General features: G+C 68.8%; 18 protein-coding genes. 7 read left to right on the top strand and 11 right to left on the bottom strand.

Annotation, left to right across the window (positions count from 1 at the left end):
• The first annotated feature begins 49 nt into the window (after positions 1-49).
• From KA711_07840 to KA711_07815, 6 genes are all read left to right on the top strand, one after another.
• Positions 50-1270: a cation:proton antiporter gene (locus tag KA711_07840; protein ID MCM0608896.1), complete on the top strand. Its 1221-nt coding sequence runs from the start codon at positions 50-52 to the stop codon at positions 1268-1270.
• An 80-nt stretch (positions 1271-1350) separates the two neighbouring features.
• On the top strand, positions 1351-2076 hold the full coding sequence (locus KA711_07835; GenBank protein MCM0608895.1) for a GntR family transcriptional regulator: 726 nt from the start codon (positions 1351-1353) through the stop codon (positions 2074-2076).
• Between the two features lie 49 nt (positions 2077-2125).
• Entirely contained in the window at positions 2126-3373 is a 1248-nt protein-coding gene (locus KA711_07830) for a malonyl-CoA decarboxylase family protein (protein MCM0608894.1), read from the top strand.
• 38 nt (positions 3374-3411) lie between these two features.
• Positions 3412-4401, top strand: coding sequence for a tripartite tricarboxylate transporter substrate binding protein (locus tag KA711_07825; protein MCM0608893.1), 990 nt, complete (start codon positions 3412-3414; stop codon positions 4399-4401).
• Between the two features lie 123 nt (positions 4402-4524).
• Positions 4525-6084 (top strand): malonyl-CoA synthase, encoded by a 1560-nt coding sequence (locus KA711_07820; protein ID MCM0608892.1) that lies wholly within the window; start codon positions 4525-4527, stop codon positions 6082-6084.
• Positions 6085-6239: 155 nt separating this feature from the next.
• The gene (locus KA711_07815) at positions 6240-6512 is read left to right on the top strand and encodes a hypothetical protein (protein ID MCM0608891.1); all 273 of its coding nucleotides are present in this window, start codon (positions 6240-6242) and stop codon (positions 6510-6512) included.
• Between the two features lie 287 nt (positions 6513-6799).
• Here KA711_07815 and KA711_07810 read toward each other — a convergent pair whose 3' ends face one another.
• The 3 genes from KA711_07810 to KA711_07800 all read right to left on the bottom strand — a co-directional run bounded on the left by KA711_07810 (position 6800) and on the right by KA711_07800 (position 12324).
• A complete protein-coding gene (locus KA711_07810) occupies positions 6800-8983 on the bottom strand; it encodes a peptidase domain-containing ABC transporter (GenBank protein ID MCM0608890.1) in 2184 nt (727 codons plus the stop codon).
• Positions 8984-9180: 197 nt separating this feature from the next.
• Positions 9181-10224: a hypothetical protein gene (locus KA711_07805; GenBank protein ID MCM0608889.1), complete on the bottom strand. Its 1044-nt coding sequence runs from the start codon at positions 10222-10224 to the stop codon at positions 9181-9183.
• 744 nt (positions 10225-10968) lie between these two features.
• Positions 10969-12324 carry an HlyD family efflux transporter periplasmic adaptor subunit gene (locus KA711_07800; GenBank protein MCM0608888.1) on the bottom strand — a complete coding sequence of 452 codons (1356 nt, stop codon included), beginning with the start codon at positions 12322-12324 and terminating at the stop codon, positions 10969-10971.
• A 394-nt stretch (positions 12325-12718) separates the two neighbouring features.
• On the opposite strand from KA711_07800, the gene KA711_07795 reads away from it, so the two are divergent.
• A complete protein-coding gene (locus KA711_07795) occupies positions 12719-12892 on the top strand; it encodes a hypothetical protein (protein ID MCM0608887.1) in 174 nt (57 codons plus the stop codon).
• A gap of 8 nt (positions 12893-12900) precedes the next feature.
• On the opposite strand, the gene KA711_07790 is transcribed toward KA711_07795, so the two are convergent.
• The 8 genes from KA711_07790 to KA711_07755 all read right to left on the bottom strand — a co-directional run bounded on the left by KA711_07790 (position 12901) and on the right by KA711_07755 (position 21182).
• A complete protein-coding gene (locus KA711_07790) occupies positions 12901-15093 on the bottom strand; it encodes a DNA polymerase III subunit epsilon (protein ID MCM0608886.1) in 2193 nt (730 codons plus the stop codon).
• On the bottom strand, positions 15090-15461 hold the full coding sequence (locus tag KA711_07785; GenBank protein MCM0608885.1) for a response regulator: 372 nt from the start codon (positions 15459-15461) through the stop codon (positions 15090-15092). Before KA711_07785 ends, KA711_07790 begins: the two co-directional genes overlap by 4 nt.
• 121 nt (positions 15462-15582) lie before the next feature.
• Positions 15583-17013, bottom strand: a complete 1431-nt coding sequence (locus KA711_07780; protein ID MCM0608884.1) for a CBS domain-containing protein — start codon at positions 17011-17013, stop codon at positions 15583-15585.
• Positions 17014-17194: 181 nt separating this feature from the next.
• Complete coding sequence (locus KA711_07775; GenBank protein MCM0608883.1) at positions 17195-18907, bottom strand: cation acetate symporter; 1713 nt, start codon at positions 18905-18907, stop codon at positions 17195-17197.
• The gene (locus KA711_07770) at positions 18904-19242 is read right to left on the bottom strand and encodes a DUF485 domain-containing protein (GenBank protein MCM0608882.1); all 339 of its coding nucleotides are present in this window, start codon (positions 19240-19242) and stop codon (positions 18904-18906) included. The genes KA711_07775 and KA711_07770 overlap by 4 nt, the downstream gene beginning before the upstream one ends.
• 151 nt (positions 19243-19393) lie before the next feature.
• On the bottom strand, positions 19394-20029 hold the full coding sequence (locus tag KA711_07765; GenBank protein MCM0608881.1) for a DsbA family protein: 636 nt from the start codon (positions 20027-20029) through the stop codon (positions 19394-19396).
• Positions 20026-20340 carry a DUF1289 domain-containing protein gene (locus tag KA711_07760; protein MCM0608880.1) on the bottom strand — a complete coding sequence of 105 codons (315 nt, stop codon included), beginning with the start codon at positions 20338-20340 and terminating at the stop codon, positions 20026-20028. The genes KA711_07765 and KA711_07760 overlap by 4 nt, the downstream gene beginning before the upstream one ends.
• Entirely contained in the window at positions 20223-21182 is a 960-nt protein-coding gene (locus KA711_07755; GenBank protein MCM0608879.1) for a hydroxymethylglutaryl-CoA lyase, read from the bottom strand. The genes KA711_07760 and KA711_07755 overlap by 118 nt, the downstream gene beginning before the upstream one ends.
• Between the last annotated feature and the right edge of the window lie 43 nt (positions 21183-21225).

The following is a 21225-nucleotide window of genomic DNA, read 5'->3' as shown; positions in this document are numbered from 1 at the left end:
GCAGGACTGCGCGAGAGTCGCGGATCGGCCGGCACAATCCGCGCCCAGCATGAGCGGCCCGCCCCTGACCACCGTCGAGTTGTTCCTGATCGCGATGGCGGTCATCTTCTTCGTGCCCTACGCCATCTGGCGACTGGGCCGCACCGACTACTGGGCGCCGCTGGTGGTGGTGCAGATCGTCACCGGCATCCTGCTCGGACCCGGCCTCTTCGGCGCGGCGTTCCCCGAGCTGTTCGCGGCCGTCTTCAGGCCCGCCGTCGTGCAAAGCCTCAATGGCCTGGCCTGGTGGGCCGTCAGCCTGTTCGTGTTCATCGCCGGGCTGGAGCTCGACCTGAAGTCGGCCTGGAAGCACCGCACCGAAAGTGCCATCACCGCCGGCTGCGCGCTGGTGATGCCGCTGCTCTTCGGCTCGCTGCTGGCGATGGGCCTGCTGGCCTTCACGGGCACGGGCTGGATGGGCCCGAAGGCCGAGCCCTGGCAGTTTGTCGCCGGCATCGGCATGGGCTGCGCGGTGACGGCGCTGCCCATTCTGATCCTGCTGATGGAGAAGATGGAGATCCTGCGCCAGCCGCTGGGCCAGCGCATCCTGCGCTATGCCAGCCTGGACGACATCCTGATCTGGGCCGTGCTGGCGGTGATCCTGCTGGACTGGACGCGCCTGGGCCGCCAGGCGATCTTCATCGTGCTGTTTGCGCTCGCCGCCTGGGGCTTCCGAAAACTGCTGGTGCGGATGCCCGAACGCGACCGCTGGTTCCTCATGCTGCCCTGGCTGGCGCTGGTGTCGCTGGGCGCCGACTGGTGCGGGCTGCACTACATGGTCGGCGCGTTCCTGGCCGGCGCGGTGCTGGAGCGCGAATGGTTCCCGCTGCCGCAACTGGACGCGCTGCGCGCCAACGTGCTGCTGGTGATGATGCCGGTGTTCTTTCTGTCCACCGGCCTGCGCACCGAGTGGGGGGTGGGCGGCGTGGCGGTGTTCGCCGTCACGGCGGCGCTGGTGCTGGCCTCGGTGTCCGGCAAGCTGCTGGGCGTGGCACTGGCCGGGCGGCTGCAGGGCTGGGCGCCGGGCGAGGCGCGCACGGTGGGCTGGCTGCTGCAGACCAAGGGGCTGATCGAAATCATCTTCGCCAGCATCCTGCTCGACCGCCAGATCATCAGCGCCGACACCTTCACGGCGCTGTTGCTGATGGCCGTGGCGAGCACGATGCTGACGGTGCCGATGGTGGCGCCGCGGCTGGCGCGGCTGGCCGCGGTGGTGTCGAAGTCCGGCTGACGGGGCGGGCAGCCGGTGCCGGCGCCCGCCCGCGGGCAAACCCGGCTGTGATGACGTAATTACAGAACTACGATCGGCCCATGGCTGATCCGATCCCCCTGCGCGCCGGCGCCGCGCCCGCGCCGCGCGCCACCTCGCTGCACGACAGCGTGGCCGATCAGCTGCGCACGCTGGTCTTCGACGGCGCCCTGGCCAGCGGCGACTGGATCGACGAGAAGGCCCTCGCCGCCAGCTGGCAGGTGAGCCGCACGCCGCTGCGCGAGGCGCTCAAGGTGCTGGCGGCCGAGGGCCTGGTGGAGCTGGTGCCGCACCGCGGCTGCCGTGTCGTCGAGATCACCGAGGCCGACGCCGACGCGCTGTTCCCGGTGATGGCGCTGCTGGAGGGCCGCTGCGCCTTCGAGGCCTGCGAGCGCGCCGACGACGAGGCTGTGCACCAGCTGCGGCGCCTGCACGACGAGCTCGAGCGCCACGCCGCCGCCGGCAGCCTGGAGGGCTACTACCGCGTCAACCATGTCTTCCACAGCGCCGTGCAGCAACTGGCTGGCAACCGCTGGCTCGACCGCGTGACGGGCGATCTGCGCCGCTTCGTGCGGCTGATGCGCGGGCGGCAGCTCGCGCTGCCGGGGCGCATCGAGGCCTCGCTGAACGAACACCGCGTGCTGATGGACGCCTTCGAGCAGCGCGACGCCGCGCGCGCCGAACGCGCCATGCACGATCACCTGATGGCGCAGCTCGCGGCGCTGAAGAAGCTGCGCCGCGCCCAGGCCCGCAGCCCCAAGCCAAAGGAGCCCGGCCGTGCTCGATGAAATCCGCGCCGTCGCGCTGCGCCAGCGCCGCGAACGCGCCGTGCGCCGCATGGTGGCCGACTGCAAGCGCCTGCTCGGCGAGAAAGGCGAGCTCGGCGGCATGGCCATCGCCGCCGGCCTCATCGATCGGCTCGACGGCCTGGACGACGACGAGCTCGATGGCCTGTTCACCTACCTCGCCAAGGACCTGAGCCCAGACCCGGCCCAGGTGCTGCAGTTGGCCGAGGCCTACGCCGCGCAGCGCGACGCGTCCTCGCTGCTGGCGCTGACGCGCGCCGCCGAGCCGGCGCGGCAGGAGCTGTTCCGCCGCTTGAACCGCACGCCCGGCGGCACGGCCGCGGTGCTGCGGCTGCGCCGCGCGCTGCTGAAGCGGCTGCGCGCGCGGCCGGAGCTCGAAGTGATCGAGGCCGACCTGCTGCACCTGCTGACGAGCTGGTTCAACCCCGGCTTCCTGCAGATGCGGCGCGTCGACTGGAACTCGCCGGCGCAGCTGCTCGAGAAGATCATCCACCACGAGGCCGTGCACGCCATCGACGGCTGGGACGACCTGCGCCGCCGGCTGCAGCCCGACCGCCGCTGCTTCGCCTTCTTCCACCCACAGCTGCCCAACGAGCCGCTGATCTTCGTGGAGGTGGCGCTGCTGCCCGAGATGCCGGCCGCCATCACGCCGCTGATCGACAAGCTGAGCACACCGCTGCTGCCCGACCGCTTCCGCGTCGCGGCCTTCTACAGCATCAGCAATTGCGAGCCGGGGCTGCGCGGCGTGAGCCTCGGCAACTTCCTCATCAAGACGGTGGCCACGCAGCTGCAGCGCGAGCTGCCGCGGCTGAAGACCTTCTGCACGCTGTCGCCGATTCCGGGGCTGGCGCAATGGCTGCTGTCAGAGCCCGAGCTCGACGCGCTGCCCGGGCTGAAGAAGGGCTCGGCCGCCGAGCTGAACGCGGCCCGTGCCCGCTTGCGCGAGCGCTGCAACGGCGACCTCGGCGCGCTGCAGGGCGCGGCCGTTCATGCGCTGATGGACGACGACGACCGCGGCGCGCTGGCGCTGCTGGCCAGTGCCTACCTGCTGCTGCTGTCGCCCACGCCGGCCGGCGACCCTGTGGCGCGTTTCCACCTTGACAACGGGGCGCGCCTGGAGCGGCTCAACCCGCGTGGCAACATGGCCAGCAAGGGCTTGAAGCAGTCCTTCGGCATGATGGTCAACTACCTTTACGACCTGGGCAAGGTCGAGGCCAGCCATGCCCGCTTCCGCCAGGGCGAGGTGGCACGCTCGCGTGCCGTCGGCAGCCCCGTCTGATTGATTCCTTCCACAACAACACGACCGGAGACCACACCATGACCCACTTCAACCGCCGCGAGGCGATCCTCGGCACCGCCGGCCTCGCCGCCGGCGTGGCCCTGCCGTCCCTGGCCCGCGCCCAGGGCGCCTGGCCCAACAAGCCGGTGAACATCATCGTGCCCTTCCCGCCCGGCGGCGGCACCGACGCGTTCGCGCGGCCCCTCTTCGCATCGATCACCAAGAACTCGGGCCGCCAGTTCCTCATCGACAACAAGGGCGGCGCCGGCGGCACGCTGGGCGCCGGCATCGCAGCCAAGGCCGCGCCCGACGGCTACACCTTCTTCATGGGCGCGGTGCACCACGCGATCGCGCCGAGCATGTACCCGAAGCTCGACTACAACATCGAGACCGACTTCATCCCCGTGGGGCTGGTGTCGAGCGTGCCGCAGGTCATCGTCGTCAACCCGGGCAAGGTGCAGGCCACGACGCTGCCGCAGCTGCTGGAGTTCATCCGCAAGAACCCCGGCAAGCTGAACTACGGCTCGGCCGGCAACGGCACCAGCCACCACCTGGCCGGCGAGCTGTTCAAGCTGCAGACCAAGACCTTCATCACGCACATCCCCTACCGCGGCGCCGGCCCGATGCTGCAAGACCTGATCGCCGGCCAGGTGGACCTGGCCTTCGACGGCCTGGGCTCGAGCGCGGCGCACATCCGCGGCGGCCGCATCCGCGCCATCGCCGTCGCTTCGGAGCGCCGCGCGCCGGGCTTCCCCGAGGTGCCCACCTCCACCGAGGGCGGCGTGCCCACCTACAAGGTGGCCACCTGGTACGCCATCTGGGCGCCCAAGGGCACGCCGGCCGAGGCCGTGGCCGGCATGCAGGCCGAGATGCGCAAGGCCTTCGCCAGCGACGAGATCAAGGCCGCGTGGACGGGCCTGGGCACCGAGATCCCCAACACCTGGGGCCCCGACATGGGGCGCTTCGTCAGTGCCGAGGTCAAGCGCTGGGCCGAGGTGGTGAAGAACAGTGGCGCGAAACTGGACTGACCCCACCCTTGCCCTTTGAGAATCCACACCGTTCGGGCTGAGCTTGTCGAAGCCGGGTGCGCAGTGGGCGCTTCGACAGGCTCAGCGCGAACGGTGGTGTCTGCCAGCTGCGAGTAACCCGCCTTGAACGCCAACCTCTTCGTCGCCCTGCGGGGCGGCTTTCCGGCCGATCTCGACACCATCGCCATCGAGACGACCGACACCGCCATGTCGTCGGACGGCCTGGCCTACACCTGGCGCGACCTCGAGCGCGCCAGCGCGATGATGGCCAACCTCATCGACTCGCTCGACCTGCCGCCCGCCTCGCGCGTGGCGGTGCAGGTCGACAAGAGCGTCGAGGCGCTCATCCTGTACCTGGCCGTCCTGCGCAGCGGCCATGTGTTCCTGCCGCTGAACAGCGCCTACCAGGCGGCCGAGATCGGGTACTTCGTCGGCAACGCCGAGCCGGCACTGGTGGTTTGCACGCCCAAGGCCTTCGGATGGCTGGCCAAGATCGCGTTCAGGGCCGGCACGAGGCACGTGTTCACGCTCGGCGACGACCGCAGCGGCTCGCTGCTGCAGCGCGCCGCGCAGCACGCCGACACGCACGAGCCGGCCTTGCGCGGCGACGACGACCTGGCGGCCATCCTGTACACCAGCGGCACCACCGGGCGCAGCAAGGGCGCGATGCTCACGCACGGCAACCTGCGCAGCAATGCCGAGGTGCTGAAGCGCGCCTGGGCCTGGCGCACCGGGGGCGCGCAGGGCCGCGACACGCTGATCCACGCGCTGCCCATCTTCCACGTGCACGGCCTGTTCGTGGCCTGCCACGGCGCGCTGCTGGCGGGCGCGAAGATGCTGTGGCTCAACCGCTTCGACCCCCGGGCCGTGGTGGCGCGGCTGCCCGAGGCCAGCGTCTTCATGGGCGTGCCCACGCTCTATGTGCGGCTGCTCGCCGAACCCGGCCTCACGGCCGAGGCCTGCCGCGGCATGCGCCTGTTCATCAGCGGCTCCGCACCGCTGCTGCTGGAGACCTTCCAGGCCTGGCGCGCGCGCACCGGCCACGTCATCCTGGAGCGCTACGGCATGAGCGAGACCGTCATGCTCACCAGCAACCCCTACCGCCCCGAGGCCGCGCGCCGCGGCGGCACGGTGGGGCCGGCGCTGCCCGGCGTGGGCCTGCGCGTGGTGGGCGACGATGGCGCGGTGCTGCCGCCGGGCGAGGTGGGCCACATGCAGGTGCGGGGCCCCAGCGTCTTCAAGGGTTACTGGCGCATGCCGGAGAAGACGGCCGAAGAGTTCACCGCCGACGGCTGGTTCCGCACCGGCGACGTCGGCAAGCTCGAGGCCGACGGCTTCTGCACCATCGTCGGCCGCAGCAAGGACCTGGTCATCACCGGCGGCTACAACGTCTACCCGGCCGAGATCGAGGGCTTCCTGAACGCCTTGCCCGGCGTGGCCGAGAGCGCCGTGGTGGGCGTGCCGCACCCCGATTTCGGCGAGGCCGTGATCGCCGTGGTGGTGGCCCGGCCGGGCACCGCCGCGCCCGAGCCCGCGGCGCTGATCGGTGCACTCAAGGGGCGCATCGCCGGCTTCAAGGTGCCCAAGTTCGTGGAGGTGGTGAGCGAGTTGCCGCGCAACGCCATGGGCAAGGTGCAGAAGAACCTGCTGCGCGAGCGGAATCGCGGCTTGTTTGCGGCGTGAATCTGCGGGCAGGGCTCAGGCAGGGACCCCGTGCAGACTCCGCAGCGGACAACAGATCTGCGCAGCGTCTTGGCCCACGCCGCATCGCCATTGCGGGGCGGGCCTGGAAGGCCCGTTCTCCTTGAGTTGTAGTGCAAGCGCAAACCATTGATGCGATGAAAACCGCTGTCACTCCCGAAGTCAGCGTTGAGCCAGGGTGGCGTGATGGTCTTGACTCGGTGCTCCTGCCCGGAGAAACGCTCACGGAGGTCGTGGAGGCTTCGGTGCGCCGCGCCATCGAACTCCAGCGCGCGCAAACGGACTTCACTGCGCGCTGCGACGCCACACTGGCAGAGTACGCGAGCACCGGAACGTCCATCCCTTCGGACGCCGTCTTGTCGAAGCTTGAAGCGAAGGGCGCAGCGCGGTTCAAGCGATGGAGGAAGTGACACTCAAGTTCGAATTCACCCCTGAGGTGTACGCAGATCTGGATCGCCTGGTCGACTTCCTGCTGGAGCGTGCCCACACTGCCGAAGATGCCACGCGAGATTACGAGGCCGTTGAGGCCATTCGGACCGCTGCCAACAGCCACCTCTCGACCGCGCCCTACAGCTAACGCAAGGTCGGTCAACAGTCGACACTGCGCGCGCCACCGGCGCGAAGAAGACCTTCACTGACGGTCAACCCCGGCCGGATCGTTGGGCAACGCGACAGCGCAACTCGGGGGCCTACGCCATCAAGCTGGCTGATCGTCACGCCCATGCTGCGTCACGGTCTCGACCGGCCGCATGCCATCACCCGGCTTTCCAATCTTCACCTCCCCCACTTGGCCGTCCGTCAGCTGCACAACCCGCTGTACGCCAGCCATCGTCTCGGGGCGGTGCGAGATGATCAATCGGGTGAGCGTCAGCATGGACAGAGCAGCCGTGACGGCCTGCTCATTGGCGACGTCCAGGTGGCTGGTGGCCTCATCGAGTGCCAGCACGCGGGGCGCCTTGTAGAGCGCACGGGCCAGCAGGATGCGCTGCTTCTGGCCGCCGCTCAGACCCGAACCCAGGTCTCCGATCAGCGTGTGATAACCCATCGGCATGCGGATGATGTCGGCGTGCACGTTGGCCAGCTTGGCGCAATCTTGCACACGCGTGTGGTCCATCTCGACATCGAAGAAGCTGATGTTGTCCGCGATGCTGCCGGTCAACAACACGTCGTCCTGCATCACGGTGCCGATGCGCCTGCGCACGTTGGCAATGCCCAGCTGGTGCATCGGAACGCCGCCGTAAAGCACCGTTCCTTCTTGCGGCTCCAGAATGCCCAACACGATCTTGAGCAAGGTGGTCTTGCCAGCGCCACTCGGGCCCATCACGGCCACGCTCTGGCCGGCCTCCACCTTGAAGCTGGCCTTCTCCAGAATCCAGGGCTCGCCCTCGCCATAGCGAAAACTCACATGGCGCAGCTCCAGCGACGGCTCAAGATGCTGCAGATCGTTGTAGGGCACCTCGTCCCGCTCGGGCGGCTCCAGGGCGATGTCGGCCAGACGCTCGCTGTGCAGGCCCAGCATCTTGATCTGCACGGCATAGTCGATCAGCGCCGACACCCGCCCTGTGAACTGGCCCTTGTAGCTGAGAAAAGCCATCAGCATGCCCAGCGTGAAGGCGCTGGCACCTGCATCGGCCGCCGCGGCCGCGTGCAGGCCGCCCGACTGCTGCGCGCCCATGATCAGCTTGGCCCCCAGCCACAGCACCACCAGGTTCTCGATGCCAAAGATGAAGGCATTGGCCGTGGAGAAGGCGATGCCCATCTTGGCGGTGCGCACATCACGGTTCTGCACCTCGACGATGAGGTTCTGCCAAAGGGCGCGTCGCTCTTCTTCCCTGCCGAACAACTTGAGAGGCAGGATGCCACGTAGGGTTTCGAGAAAGTGCGTGCTCTCTTTGGCCGAGACGACCAGGTGCTCGGCGGCCGCATCGCGGAAGGGGCGGAACGAAGCCCAGCGCACAAGCCCATATGCACAGACCGCAGTGATGACGACCGAGGCCAGCACCGGGGCGTACAACAACATCATGATCAGGGCGGCCACCGCCATCAGGCCGTCCAGCACCGCCTCGACAACCGCCGTGGTGACCGTCTGCTGGATGACGCCGACGGAACCGAAGCGCGAGGTGATGTCGCCCAGATGCCGTTGTTCGAAGTAGCGCAGCGGCAGGCGGATCAAGTGCGCGAAGACGTTGCCCATCCACTGCAACGAGAGCGTCTGGCCCAGCACCATCACCATCCAACTGCGCGCAAAGCCCAGGGCGGTTTGAATCACCATCAGGATGCCAAAGCCCAGCACCACGACCGTGAGCAGATCGTGATCGCCCGAGGTCAACACATCGTCGACGACGGCCTGATTGGCCAGGGGGCCGGCGATGGCGAAGAGCTGCAGGACGAGCGCGACTGCAAAGATCTGAAGCAGCGAACGCCTGATGCCCTGCACCTTGCCGATGAGCGCCGAGAGCTTGACGCGCGGCGGCGACTGCTGAGGCTTGAAGTCCACATGGGGCGTGAGCTCCAATGCAACCCCGGTGAAGTGCTTCGAGACCTCCGCCAGCGACAGCCGACGCTCACCGATGGCAGGATCCAGGATCACGGCCTTGCCGCGCTTGAAGCCGGCCAAGACGACGAAGTGATTGAGGTTCCAGTGGAGGATGGCAGGCGTGGTGAGCTGCGACATCTCATCCATCTCCAAGCGCAGCGGGCGCGACGAAAAGCCCAGCTGGCTGGCGCCTTGCATCAACTGGCGCAGCGTGGCCCCTTTATGGCTGATGGGCAGCTGCCTGCGTAACGCAGCCAATTCGATGTGCTGGGCATGGTGTGCACACACCATCGCCAGGCAGGCCAAGCCACACTCGGCGGCCTGGGTCTGAAGGATGGCCTTCATGGCAGGTCCAAAGCCGCTGGAAGTTCGCCCAGGTCAACCAAAGGCAACGACGCAGCAACGACGGAAGATTGAGCCAAGAAGGTTGCCGCCCACTCACTCGCACAACGACCGGTTGATACGGCGAATGAGGGCATTGAACGAATTCAATCACACGATGAGAATGATTTCGTCATGACCTAGAGCACCAATCACTTAGGCTAACAGGTCTTGGAAACTGCTGCCCGCCGCTTAATGTCAGCATAGATCCCGCCTCCTCTTGAGCCAACCTCTACCAGTTCCGCAAAGCGCAACGCCGCCAATCGCGAGAGTCCTATATCGAACCCAAGACGTCGCTGGATGTCAAGCTCAACTGCTCTATTCACCAAGTCCCGTGAGTCGGCGTGTGCTCTTGAAATCAAGCATGACACATTGGTCTTTAGAAAGACTCTTTCAAAGGCGGCCGGATCATCCCGCTGAAGAGCCTGAAGATATACCTTCATGAGTACGGTCATGTCAATAAGACCAGACAGCCCTCCGTTAATGGCAGTAACACCGGGCGCCATCATTCGCTCCCCGGAAAGATGCCTGCGATAGAGAGCAATTTCTGTATCGGCTTCACCGAGATACGCAGTCAATTCTCCAAACAAAGAAGTTATGTCGTTGCCAGAGGCGGCTTCGAAAACATACTTTCTGCGCCGAATCTCGGTCATCAAATGCAGAGCCCTGCTGTTGCCTTGGGTTAGCGATGACGCAATCGTCGGGGACTCTCCCCGTCTGATTCCAGACGCAAAGAGATCTACGCCGATACGATACCTCGCTGTTCCATCTCCGCAGATTCGGAGGTATTGATCAACATCATGCGATGTCTCATGAATCGCCATTGTTACGGTCAGCGCGCTCACCGGCCCCAATACATGAAGCCACCAAGCAAATTCGCGCGGCGCAACCTCAACAATCTGCGCACCCATGTCTGCGCCGACTTGTCGAAGATAGATCAAGAATTCCTCTGCTACGGCTGGATTGACAGCGCCTTTAGCAGGAGATTTTGCCATCAGCCTCGAATTGAATTGCGAACAACTTACGGAATCAATACTTGGACGCACCACCGACTCAACCGTTTGGCCGACCCTCGGCATCGAGTCTTTCCGCTGTTCCGCTTGCAGGTTTCTGGAACCTAGCGTCGCGGCGGAAACCACAAGCGCCATTGTGACTGAAGCTGCGATGGTCTTTGCGCACTGACGCATTATGGCTCCGAAGTTCACGAGAACGGCATTATCTGCCTCTCTTGAATCTCGAGTGGTTGGATTCGGGTGGGTCAAGGGCGGGCGAAGCCCGGCGCAGCGGACCCTTGACGCGCCCGAATCCGCCTCTACGCTCCAGGGCTCGGGCCAGGCAAAGCCTTGCGGCGCCTGGCTCCCGAGCCCGTCCGGCGGCGAGGACCTTCCCGCCCTCGGGGGCGGGTTGGGGGTGGGGGATGTCCATACAGGCGACGTCTTCGGGACTCGGTCGGCCCCCAGGCTACCCACACAAATTTCAGGAGAGCCCATTATCTCTTTCGCGACGGGCCGCTATGGCTTAGCGGTCCGTCGCCTGCCATCTACGCTACAAACCTCCTCCTCAGAAGGAATCTTGCCGTACCAACGAGGAGGGGCCTCCAAATTGGGAGTTAGAAGCTCCTAACGGTGTCGTCACAGACGAGCAAACGCCTACCCCAGCGCCCCCAACGCCCTTAACGCCCTTGTTAGCCCCTGTGCACAGCGTCTCGGTCTTTGTTCCGTTGCTGTTTATGCACCACGACTTGTTCAGTGGGCCGATTTCGATGTGGGTGCAAACAGCATCAACGAGCTCTGGGAGCTTCTCCCCCCAAGAGTTTGTTCCGGGAGGTCGTGTAACGGCAGCGTCTCCGCCAGCGACAAGGGCGAGTAGTTCGGTTGAGATCAGTTTCATTCAAGTCTCCTGATTGATCCGCCGGACAGCGCCGGCCCGCCTCTGCCCCACCCCCCAGCTCACCCATTCGTGCCGAGCTTCTCAGGGTGATCCGACAGAACCTTCAAGTGCTGTCTGGCCGCCAGCAGCGGTTCAAACAGCCACTCCCATACCGAGCGCTTCTCCTGCACCACATCCGCTTCCAGCGACGCGCCGGCTGTGAGCGCGATGCGTTCGCCGTAAGCCTCGATGAACTGTTGATCCAGCCTCACGGTGATGCGGCGCAAGGGTTCTTGGGTGCCGGCAAGGCTGATCACACCCTGCGCCAGGCCAGGTGGTAACTCCTGCGCGTTGAGCGGGGATTCGCTGACCTGCAGCACCTCGCCGCGCGCCATGCCGAACTTCTGGTAGGGATAGGCGGCGTAGCGCAGCCAGACTGGCTGGCCGGGGCGCACGAAGCCCGCGGTGCGGGTCGGCGCAAACAGATGGGCCTCGAGGGCGCCGTCCGCGGGCGCCGAGTCGTGGGTCGGCGCGGTGGCTGCTGGTTGCACCTGCGTCACCAGGCTCATCACCGGCTGGCCGGGTTGCACGGTGTGACCCCGCTGCACCGCCACCGCAGACACCCGGCCGGCCTTGCTGGCCTTGAGCAGCACGGCTTGACGCGCATCGGCCTCTATCGCCTCCTGGTCCAGGCTCGCCAGGGCCCGTTGCACCTGCTGGCGGCTGCTCTGGCCGCTGCTGGCGTTCTGGGCCTGCTCGGCCACCAAGCTCTGCTGATCACGCTGCAAAGCCTGCACCTGCCGCTGCGCCGCGCTCTGGCGGGCCAGCAGGTCCAACAGTTCCTCGTGCCGCTCTTGGGCTTGAAGCGCCGACACAAAGCCGCTGGACGCCAGCTCCTGGTAACGCCGCAGGTTCTGCTGGGCCAGTTGAACCCGCTGCGCCGATGTCTCCAGATTGTCCTGCGCCTGTCGCTCTTCGGTCGCCAGGCTGCGGATGCGGTCTGACAAGGCGTCATGCCGCTGGCGGGTTTGCTGATCGACGACGCGCAACTCCGCTTCAAGGCTGCTTCGCCGCTGCTCCATGGCGATCCTGGAGAGCGCATGCGCTTCACCGTTGGCGGTGTGGCGCTCCAAGCTGATGCGGGCCAGCGTCTGGCCCGCGATGACGCTGTCGCCTTCGGCCACCATCCAGTCGGCCACGGTGCCGGCCTGCGGCGCCACCACCTGAACCAAGCCGCCGGTGGGCACCAGCAGGCCACCCAAGCGCGCCTTGCGCGTGACTTGGCCCCACACGGAAAACGCCAGCAAGGCCAGCGCCAGCACGATGCTGATGCCCGTGACCCAGGCAAAGCTGGGAGGCCGCGCAATGCGGATGGCACCCAGCCACTGGGCCTTCTGCCCTTCCAGAACTTCCTGGCGGAACAGCGCTGTGGCCATGGGCGTCTACTTCAGCAGAATCCTTGTTGCACTCTTGAAGGGGACTCTGCGCGAGTCCACACGCCAGATCATTGACGGGTTACTTGGGGGGGGGGGGGAGAGGACTAACCCTCGTCCTATGGTGGCCCCGCCAGAACGGACGCACGCCCTCCGTGCTTGGGCACGGTTCCCAGAAGCCGCTTGTGAGGCGGCAGCCGGCCCCAAGGCGGGCTTGCCGCAGTGGGCGCCACCGCAAGCCTGGGACCGGCGTCTACGCACCGTCCATCAATCGACGCCGCGCTTCACCGCGGCGCAACTGCAGCCCGTCGCATCGCCGTGGTGCGGCACGGGGCCGCTGCCTACAGTGCGATCCATCGGTTCCCGAGGTCGGGAACCCCTCCCGAAGGAGATCGCCATGTTCCACCGCCCTGCCACGATCAACACCCCCGCTCTGGCCTGCGCCGCACTCGTGACGCTGGCGATCCTGGGCTTCGTCGACGGTCTGGCGCGCCACGAGGCGCAAGCGCTGGAGCTGGCTGCCAAGGCCGCCGCACCCGTGGCGGCCGTTTCCGCGGCGCCGCGCGGCTGAGCACACGCTCAGTACCGCACGCGCGCCTGCCAGGTGGCGCGGCTGGCCTCCAGCACCTGGCCCAGTGTGACGAGGCCGCGCTCGCGCAGCAGCGGCAGCATCTTGACGAAGACCTCGGCGGTGACGATGGCGTCGCCCAAAGCCGTGTGGCGGCCCAGCAGCGGCACGCCCAGCCGCTCGGCGATGGCCTCCAGGCGGTGGCTCTCCTGCCCGGGGTGCAGCACGGCCGACAGCAGCAGCGTGTCGAGCACCGGCTGCCCGAAGCGCACGCCGGTGGACGCCTCCTTGAGCTGCAGGAAGCGCAGGTCGAAGGCGGCGTTGTGCGCCACCAGCACGGTGTCGGCGGCAAAGTCGGCAAAGGCCGGCAGCACCGCGGCGATGGTCGGCTGGCCGGCCAGCTGCCCGGGCCGGATGCCGTGGATGGCGATGCCGGCCTCGGGCACGCTGCGCTGCGGGTCCACCAGCTGCTCGAACACCGACTCGCGCCGCACCTTGCCCGCCACCACGCGCGTGGCACCGATCTGGATGATTTCGTCGCCGCCGGCCGGGTCCAGGCCGGTGGTCTCGGTGTCGAACACGGTGTAGACCAGCTCGGCCAGCGGCCGGTCGGGGCCGCCACCGGCATCGCCGCCGCGGCCGAAGAGCTCGAAGTCGTAGAACTCGGGCCGGCTGTCGGGCAGCGCCACCGCCAGCGGGGCGACCGCGCCGGCGGCTTGCGGCAGCAGCAGGCGGAAGAAGCACTCCTGGCGGGCGCGGGCGCGCTCGAACCACAGCGTGCCGCCGTGGCGCTCGAGCACGTCGCGCACGCTCAGCCCGGTGGGCTCGCCGTCGGCCACGATGGGCTCGGCCTCCCAGGCCGTCACGGTCTCGGTGCTCATGGGCTGAGCCGGCCACACGAGATCGAGCCAGGCCTTGCCATCGCCCGGCGTGGCCGTGGGCTGCAGGCGCAGCGCCAGCCAGGCCACCCCGTAGTCACCGGCCAGACGGCCAGCCAGGTGGGCCAGGGCCTGCAGCAGCGAGTAGCTGTCCACGCGCAGCCACAGCGCCGGGTCGACCTCGCCGCTGGCCACACGCGGGCCACCGCCGGCCTGGAGCCTGCGCGCAGCCGTGGCCACGAAGTCGGCCCCCAGCATCACCTCCAGCGGCCAGCGCGTCTTCTGCGCCTGCAGCCCCGCAGCGGCGGCGTCGTCCAACTGGCGCGTCAGGGTGCCGATCTCGTCGCGCACGATGGCGAAGAAACGTTCGCGCACGGGCGGCGCCAGGCCGGGTTCGTCGAGCAGCTCCACGGCCGCGCGCAGGGTGCCCAGGGCCGCACGTTGGCTTTCGGCCAGGCGGTGCAGCGCGCGGTCGCGCGCGAGCTCCTCGCCGAGGTCGTGGGTGACGTTGTCGAGCATCAGCACGTAGCCGTCCAGCGCCCGGGCTTCGCCGCCGGGCGAACGCACCGGCGCCAGCTGGACGCGCAGCAGCGGGCCCCCGCGGGTGCCCGTCACAAAGGTGGCCGACGCGTGTGCAGCGCCGCATGCCAGCCGCTGCTGCACAGACTCCAGCGCGTGCGCGACGAGCCGGCGGTCGAGCACGGCATGGATGCTGCGGCCCAGCGCCAGCGGCTCGGCACCGCCGATCGGGCCGTGGGTCACGCCGTCAGCCCGCGCCTGGGCCAGCGCGCCGAACTGCAGCCGCGCGCGGGCGTTGAACAGCAGCACGCGACCGTCGAGGTTGCACACCACCACGCTCTGCGTCAGCTCGGCCATCAGCGCCGCCAGGCGGTTGCGCTCCTGCGCGATGCCCTCCGCGGCCTCGGCCACGCGGCGGTCGATGGTGCCGAGCAGCGCCTCGCGCTCGGCCAGCAAGGCGTTGACGGTCTCGGCCAGCGCGCGTGTGCCGCGCGGCTGGCCGTCGAGCCCGAGCCGCCGGCCAGCCGGCGCCAGGCGCAGCACCTGCAGGGTCTCGGCCAGGCGCCCGGCTGAGGCGCCGTGGCGCAGCCACAGCGCACGGGCCCCTGCGCCCAGGGCGATGGACGCCACCAGCCACAGCATCAGAACCAGCGCCAGCCGCGGCTCCAGCCACGACCAGGCCATGGCGCGTTCGTCCGATGCCAAGGTGGCCGCCAACAGCGCGCCGGTGCCGCCCAGCGCTGCGGCCAGCAGCGCGGCCGGCGCAACAGCGGCCACCAGCGCCGCACGGTCCGAGGCCGGCTTCATGGCACCAGCAGCCCGCGCACCCGGGCCGCCAGCTCGCGCGTGGAGAACGGCTTGGTCATGTAGGCGTCGGCGCCCACGCCCAGCCCCTGGGCGATGTCGATGTCGCGGCCCTTGGCGCTCAGCAGCAGCACCTTGGTGCGGGCCAGTGCCTCGTCGGCGCGCACCGCCTGGCAGACCTCGAAGCCGGTCTTGCCCGGCATCATCACGTCCAGCAGCACGAAGTCGGGCCGGTGCGCGCGCAGTTGCGCCAGCGCCTCATCGCCGTCGCGCGCCAGCAGCACGTGGTAGCCCTCGCGCTGCATCAGGAACTCCAGCGTGACGAGCATGCTGGGCTCGTCATCCGCGATGAGCACGGTGTGCGTCGTCATGGGGTCGTCTCCATCGTCGTGGCCGTGGTCGTGCCCGTGGCCGGGTCGTCGGCTGCGGGCGCCCTCGCCCAACCCGGCCTGGCCGGCCAGGCGTGCGCCAGGCCCCTTTTCAACGGGCGGGCTACAGCGCATCGAAGTGGAAGTGCTGGCGCAGGTGGGCGCGGAAGCGCCGCACGATGGCCAGCGCGTCGTGCAGGGCCTCGCGGTCCAGCGTGGGCAGCTGCGCCGGCAGCACCGGGCCCGTCTCGCCGGCCAGGCCACGCGCCAGACGCAGGGCCATGAAGTGGTGCAGCGCGTCGGTGAGGTCGCGCGCGAAGGCGGCATCCAGCCCCCCGTTCGCGGCCAGTGCCGCCAGGCGCGCCGCGGTGCCCGTCTCGGCGATGCCGGCCTGCAGCGCCAGCGCGCGCGCGCCGTGCACGATGGGGAAGGTGCCGAGCTTCTTCAGGTCGATGGGCTCGTCGGCGGCGCGCTGGGTGAGCCGGGTGAGCCAGTTCCCCGGCTCGGCGAACTGGTCGGCGGCTGCGGCAAAGCGCGCCAGCCAGGTGTCGTGGCCTTGCACCAGCGGCACGAGCGGCGCGCGAGCGGCCCGCAACAGGGCCGCGTCGCCGGCCACGGCGGCGGCGTCGGCGAACATCGCCAGGTGCATGGGCCCGTCGGGGCCGGCATCGCCCCGCACCCAGCCCTGGAGCGTGCGGAGCCAGCCCGCCAGCGGCTGCCGCCACAGCGGGTTGGTGATCATCACGTCGCCCGGGCAGGGCGGCCAGCCCAGCTGCTGGAGTGCGTCGCTCACGCGGCGCGCCACCGCGGCCAGCTCGGCCTCGGGCAGGGCCAGCCCGTCGGCGAGGATGAGCGCGTTGTCTTGGTCGGTCTTGAGGATCTGCTCGCCGCGGCCCTCGCTGCCCAGCACGAGCAGGCAGCTCTGGGCCAGCAGCTCCGGCGGCGCCAGCAGCTGCCACAGCCGCGCCAGCAGCCGGCCGTTCAACTCGCTCACCACCGAGGCGATGCGCTCCATGCGCACGCCGCCGCCGTGCAGCAGCGCCACCAGGGCGTCGATGCGGCGCGCGGCCCCGCGCAGCTCGGCCAGCGTGTTGGCCTCGTCGATCTGCAGCGCCGCCATGTGCGAGTGATTGGCCACCAGGCTCACCAGGTCGAGCTGACCCAACACACCCACCACCGCGCCGTCGGCCCCGGTGACGACGAGCCGGTGCACACGGTGCTTGACCATGAGCCACAGCGCCTCGAAGAGGTCGGCCTCGGCCGGCACCGACACGAGCCCGAAGCGCGCCACCTCGCGCACCGACAGCTGCTGCGGCGGGCACGGGTGCAGCAGCGCGTCGCGAAGGTCCGTCGTGGTGAAGATGCCGATGCGTTCGGCGCCGTCGGCCGCGCGGTCGCGCACCAGCGCCTGCGTCAGGCCGCGTTGCGAGAGATCGCGGCACACGCTCACGAGGTCGGACGCGCCATCCACGTAGTGTGGCTTGCGCAGAAAGGCGTCGCGCACACGCGCCGTGGCCAGGGTCAGCAGTTCCCGCTGCGGGTCGGCGGTGTGCATGGGGCTCGTCGTCGAAGAATGAAGGGCACAAGGCAAAGGGCCGCAAACTGTCGCTTGCGGCCCCGCGGGAAAGGCTGACCGGGATCAGCCCGGTGTCAGATCGCGCTCATGCCCGCCGCCGTGAAGTCGACGGCGGTCCTTCGGCTGGCGTTCGGGCCCTTCCGGACCCTCACGTCCCGCCTCAGTGACCCGAGGCTCCCGAGGCGCCGATGCCCGTCTCCGAACGCACCTGCTGCGCCAGGAAGCCGGCCTTGTCTTCCTGCGCGCGCTTGCTGCCATCGAGCACGCTGAACAGCCAGATGCCGACAAAGCCGATGGTCATGCTGAACAGGGCCGGGCTGGCGTACGGGAACCAGGCGCTGCCCTTGGGGTTGCCGAGCGTGGCTTCCCAGACCGCGGGCGAGACGATGGTCAGCGCCACCGAACTGACGAGGCCCAGGAAGCCGCCGATCACCGCGCCCTTGGTGGTGCAGCCCTTCCACAGCACGCTCATCAGGAGCACCGGGAAGTTGGCCGAGGCCGCGATCGCGAAGGCCAGGCTCACCATGAAGGCGATGTTCTGCTTCTCGAAGGCGATGCCCAGCAGCACGGCGATCAGCCCCAGGCAGATGGTCGTGATCTTCGAGACGCGCAGCTCGGCCTTCGGGTCGGCCTTGCCGTTCTTGATGACGGTGGCGTAGAGGTCGTGGCTCACCGCCGAGGCGCCGCTGAGCGTAAGGCCGGCCACCACCGCGAGGATGGTGGCAAAGGCCACCGCGCTGATGAAGCCCAGGAACACGTTGCCGCCCACCGCGTTGGCCAGGTGGATGGCGGCCATGTTGTTGCCGCCGAGCAGCGCACCCTTGGCATCGAGGAACGAGGGGTTCGTGAGCACGAAGGTGATGGCGCCGAAGCCGATGATGAAGGTGAGGATGTAGAAGTAACCGATCCACGTGGTGGCCCACAGCACCGACTTGCGCGCTTCCTTGGCGTTGGGCACGGTGAAGAAGCGCATCAGGATGTGCGGCAGGCCGGCGGTGCCGAACATCAGCGCCATGCCGAAGCTGATGGCACTGATCGGATCCTTCACGAAGCCGCCCGGCCCCATGATGCTGAAGCCGGCCTTGGCGGCCTCCTCGGGGCTCTTGCCGGCGCTGGCGGCGATGCCGGTCTTGATCTCCACCGCCTTGGCGAACAGGGCCTCGGGGCTGAAGCCAAACTGCGCCATCACCATCACCGCCATGAAGGTGGCGCCACCCAGCAGCATGATGGCCTTGATGATCTGCACCCAGGTGGTGGCCGTCATGCCGCCGAAGAGCACGTACACCATCATCAGGCCGCCGACGATGACCACCGCCACCCAGTACTCCAGCCCGAACAGCAGCTTGATCAGCTGGCCCGCGCCCACCATCTGCGCGATCAGGTAGAAGGCCACCACCACCAGCGTGCCGCTGGCCGCGAACATGCGCACCGGCGTCTGCTGGAAGCGGAAGGCCGCCACGTCGGCAAAGGTGAACTTGCCCAGGTTGCGCAGCCGCTCGGCCAGCAAGAAGGTGACCACCGGCCAGCCCACCAGGAAGCCGATCGAGAAGATCAGCCCGTCGAAGCCGCTGGCCATCACCGCCGCGCTGATGCCCAGGAAGGACGCCGCGCTCATGTAGTCGCCGGCAATCGCCAGGCCGTTCTGGAAGCCGGTGATGCCGCCGCCTGCGGTGTAGAAGTCGGCGGCGCTCTTGGTCTTGGCGGCGGCCCACTTGGTGATCCACAGCGTGAAGGCCACGAAGACACCGAACATGCCGATGGCCGTCCAGTTGGTGGCCTGTTTCTGGGCCTGGCCGAGATCGGCCCCGGCGGCGAGCACGATGCCCGCTGCGGCGGCCAGCGTCAGGCCGATGAGGAGTTTCCTGGGGCTCATCGGGCACCGCCCTTCGGGCCTTGCGCGGGCGTGCTCATCGCCTGCTGGACCTCGTCGGACAGGCGGTCGAACTCGCTGTTGGCGCGGCGCACGTACAGCGCGGTAATGAGAACCGTGAAGACGATGACGCCCAGCCCGATGGGCATGCCCAGCGTCATCACCCCCTCGCCGAGCCGGCTGGCCAGCAAGGGCTTGTCGAAGGCCACGAGCAGGATGAAGCCGTAGTACACGACCATCATCGCGCCCGTCAGCCACCAGCCGAAGCTGCTGCGACGGGCCTTCAGTTCGCGGTACGACGGGTGCGCGGCGATGCGCTGCGCGAGGGTCGTCTCCATGGTGTTGTCTCCTGGGTGAAGGGCATCGCCACCGACCGGCGGCGAGTGGCCCCACTTTGCGCATGGGCTCTGACCCGGCTCTGACGTGGAACCAACGCCCGCTGACGCAGCGCTGATGCCAGGCTTACAAGCGGCGCTGACAGGCAGCGCGTCAGCCGCGCTGGACGCCGAGGCGCGGCGTGCCGGCCGCAGCCCAGGCCGGGCCGTCGAACCACGCACCATCCAGGACGGCCTCGCGCAGCATGGGCAGAGCGTCCAGGCCCCAGAAGACGCGGCCGTCGAGCTCGAAGCTGGGCACGCCGAAGACGCCCGCGGCCAGCGCGGCGTCGGTGTTCGCGCGCAGTTCGGCCTTCACGGCCTCGCCGTCGGGATCGCGCGGCAGGCCTTGCGGGGCCAGGGCCTCGCGCAGCACGGCCAGGCGGGCCGGGTCGGTGGCGTCGTGCCCGCCTTCCCAGACGTGGCGCAGCACGAGCCCGGTGTGGTGGCGGTTGGCTCCGGCGGCCAGCAGCAAGCGCAGCAGCGGCAGCGGGTTGAAGGGGTGCTGCGCCGGTACGTCGAGCCGGATGCCGTGCTGCTGCGCCAGCCAGGCCACGTGACGGAAGGTCCACTGCCGTTTGGGCTCGATCTCGGCCGGCCCCTTGTTGCCCAGCGCCTTGAGCAGGCCCGCAAAGAGCACCGGCCGGATCTCGACTTCGACGCTGCAGCCGGCCAGAGCCTCGGGCAGGCGCATGAACGCCAGGTGCACGAAGGGCGAGACGGGGTCGATATGGAAGACGATGCGCTTCATGCCGCGGCCGGCGGTTCACCACCCTGGGCGGCGCGGCGCTTGGGGAGCAGCCGCCAGATCTCGCGCTTCTCGGTGTCGTCGAACAGGGTCCAGCAGGCGATCTCGTCGATCGTGCGCTGGCAGCCCTCGCACAGGCCGGTGGCCTCGTTCATGCGGCACACGTTGACACAGGGGCTGGGCACCGGGGCGCTGATCACGGCGCGGGATCCTGCAGCACGTGGGCTCCCGGCGCCGCAGCCACGCCGCGCTTGGCCAGCAGCGCCCGCGCCACGCGCGAGGCCGGGGGCCGGCCGAGCACGCCGCTGATCCACGCGCCCGCATCCACCAGTGCGTTGAGGTCCACGCCGGTCTCGATGCCCATGCCGTCGAGCATGAACAGCAGGTCTTCCGTCGCCACGTTGCCGGTGGCGCCCTTGGCATACGGGCAGCCGCCCAGGCCGGCCACGCTGGCGTCGAAGGTGTGCACGCCCATCTGCAGGCAGGCCAGGACATTGGCCAGCGCCTGGCCGTAGGTGTCGTGGAAGTGCCCGCTCACCTCTGCCAGCGGGTAGTGCTTCAGCGCCCGTTCCATGGCGGCCTGCACGGCGCGCGGCGTGCCCACGCCGATGGTGTCGGCGATGCCGATGTGGTCCGCGCCGATGGCCTTGAAGCCGACGACCACGCGCTCGACCTCATCGGCGCTCACCGCGCCCTGGTAGGGGCAGCCCAGCGCGCAGGACAGCGCGGCCCGCACCTTCAGGCCCGCGTCATGTGCGGCGGCCACCACGGGGGCGAAGCGCGCCAGGCTTTCGTCGATGCTGCAGTTGATGTTGCGCTGGCTGAAGGCCTCGCTGGCGGCGCCGAACACCACCACCTCGTCCGGCCGGTAGGCGGCCGGCAGTGCCAGCGCGCCTTCCAGGCCCTTCAGGTTGGGGGTCAGCACGGCGTAGCGCACGCCCGCGGGCCGGGACAGGCCCATCAGCACCTCGGTGTTGTCGGCCATCTGCGGCACCCACTTCGGGCTCACGAAGCTGGTGACCTCGATCTCGCGCAGGCCGGCGGCCTGCAAGCGCTGCACCAGGCCGATCTTGGCCGCGGCAGCCACGGGGCGGGCCTCGTTCTGCAGGCCGTCGCGCGGGCCGACGTCGCACAGGGTCACGCGGGTGGGCAGCATGGGGATGGCTCCGGATTCGGGGCTGGCTTGCGAACGGGTTGCA

It is taken from the genome of Ideonella sp. WA131b (assembly GCA_023657425.1).
Lineage (GTDB): Bacteria > Pseudomonadota > Gammaproteobacteria > Burkholderiales > Burkholderiaceae_C > Rubrivivax.
The sequence above is the reverse complement of the archived record's forward strand: the minus strand, read 5'-3'. Positions and strand labels throughout refer to the sequence as shown.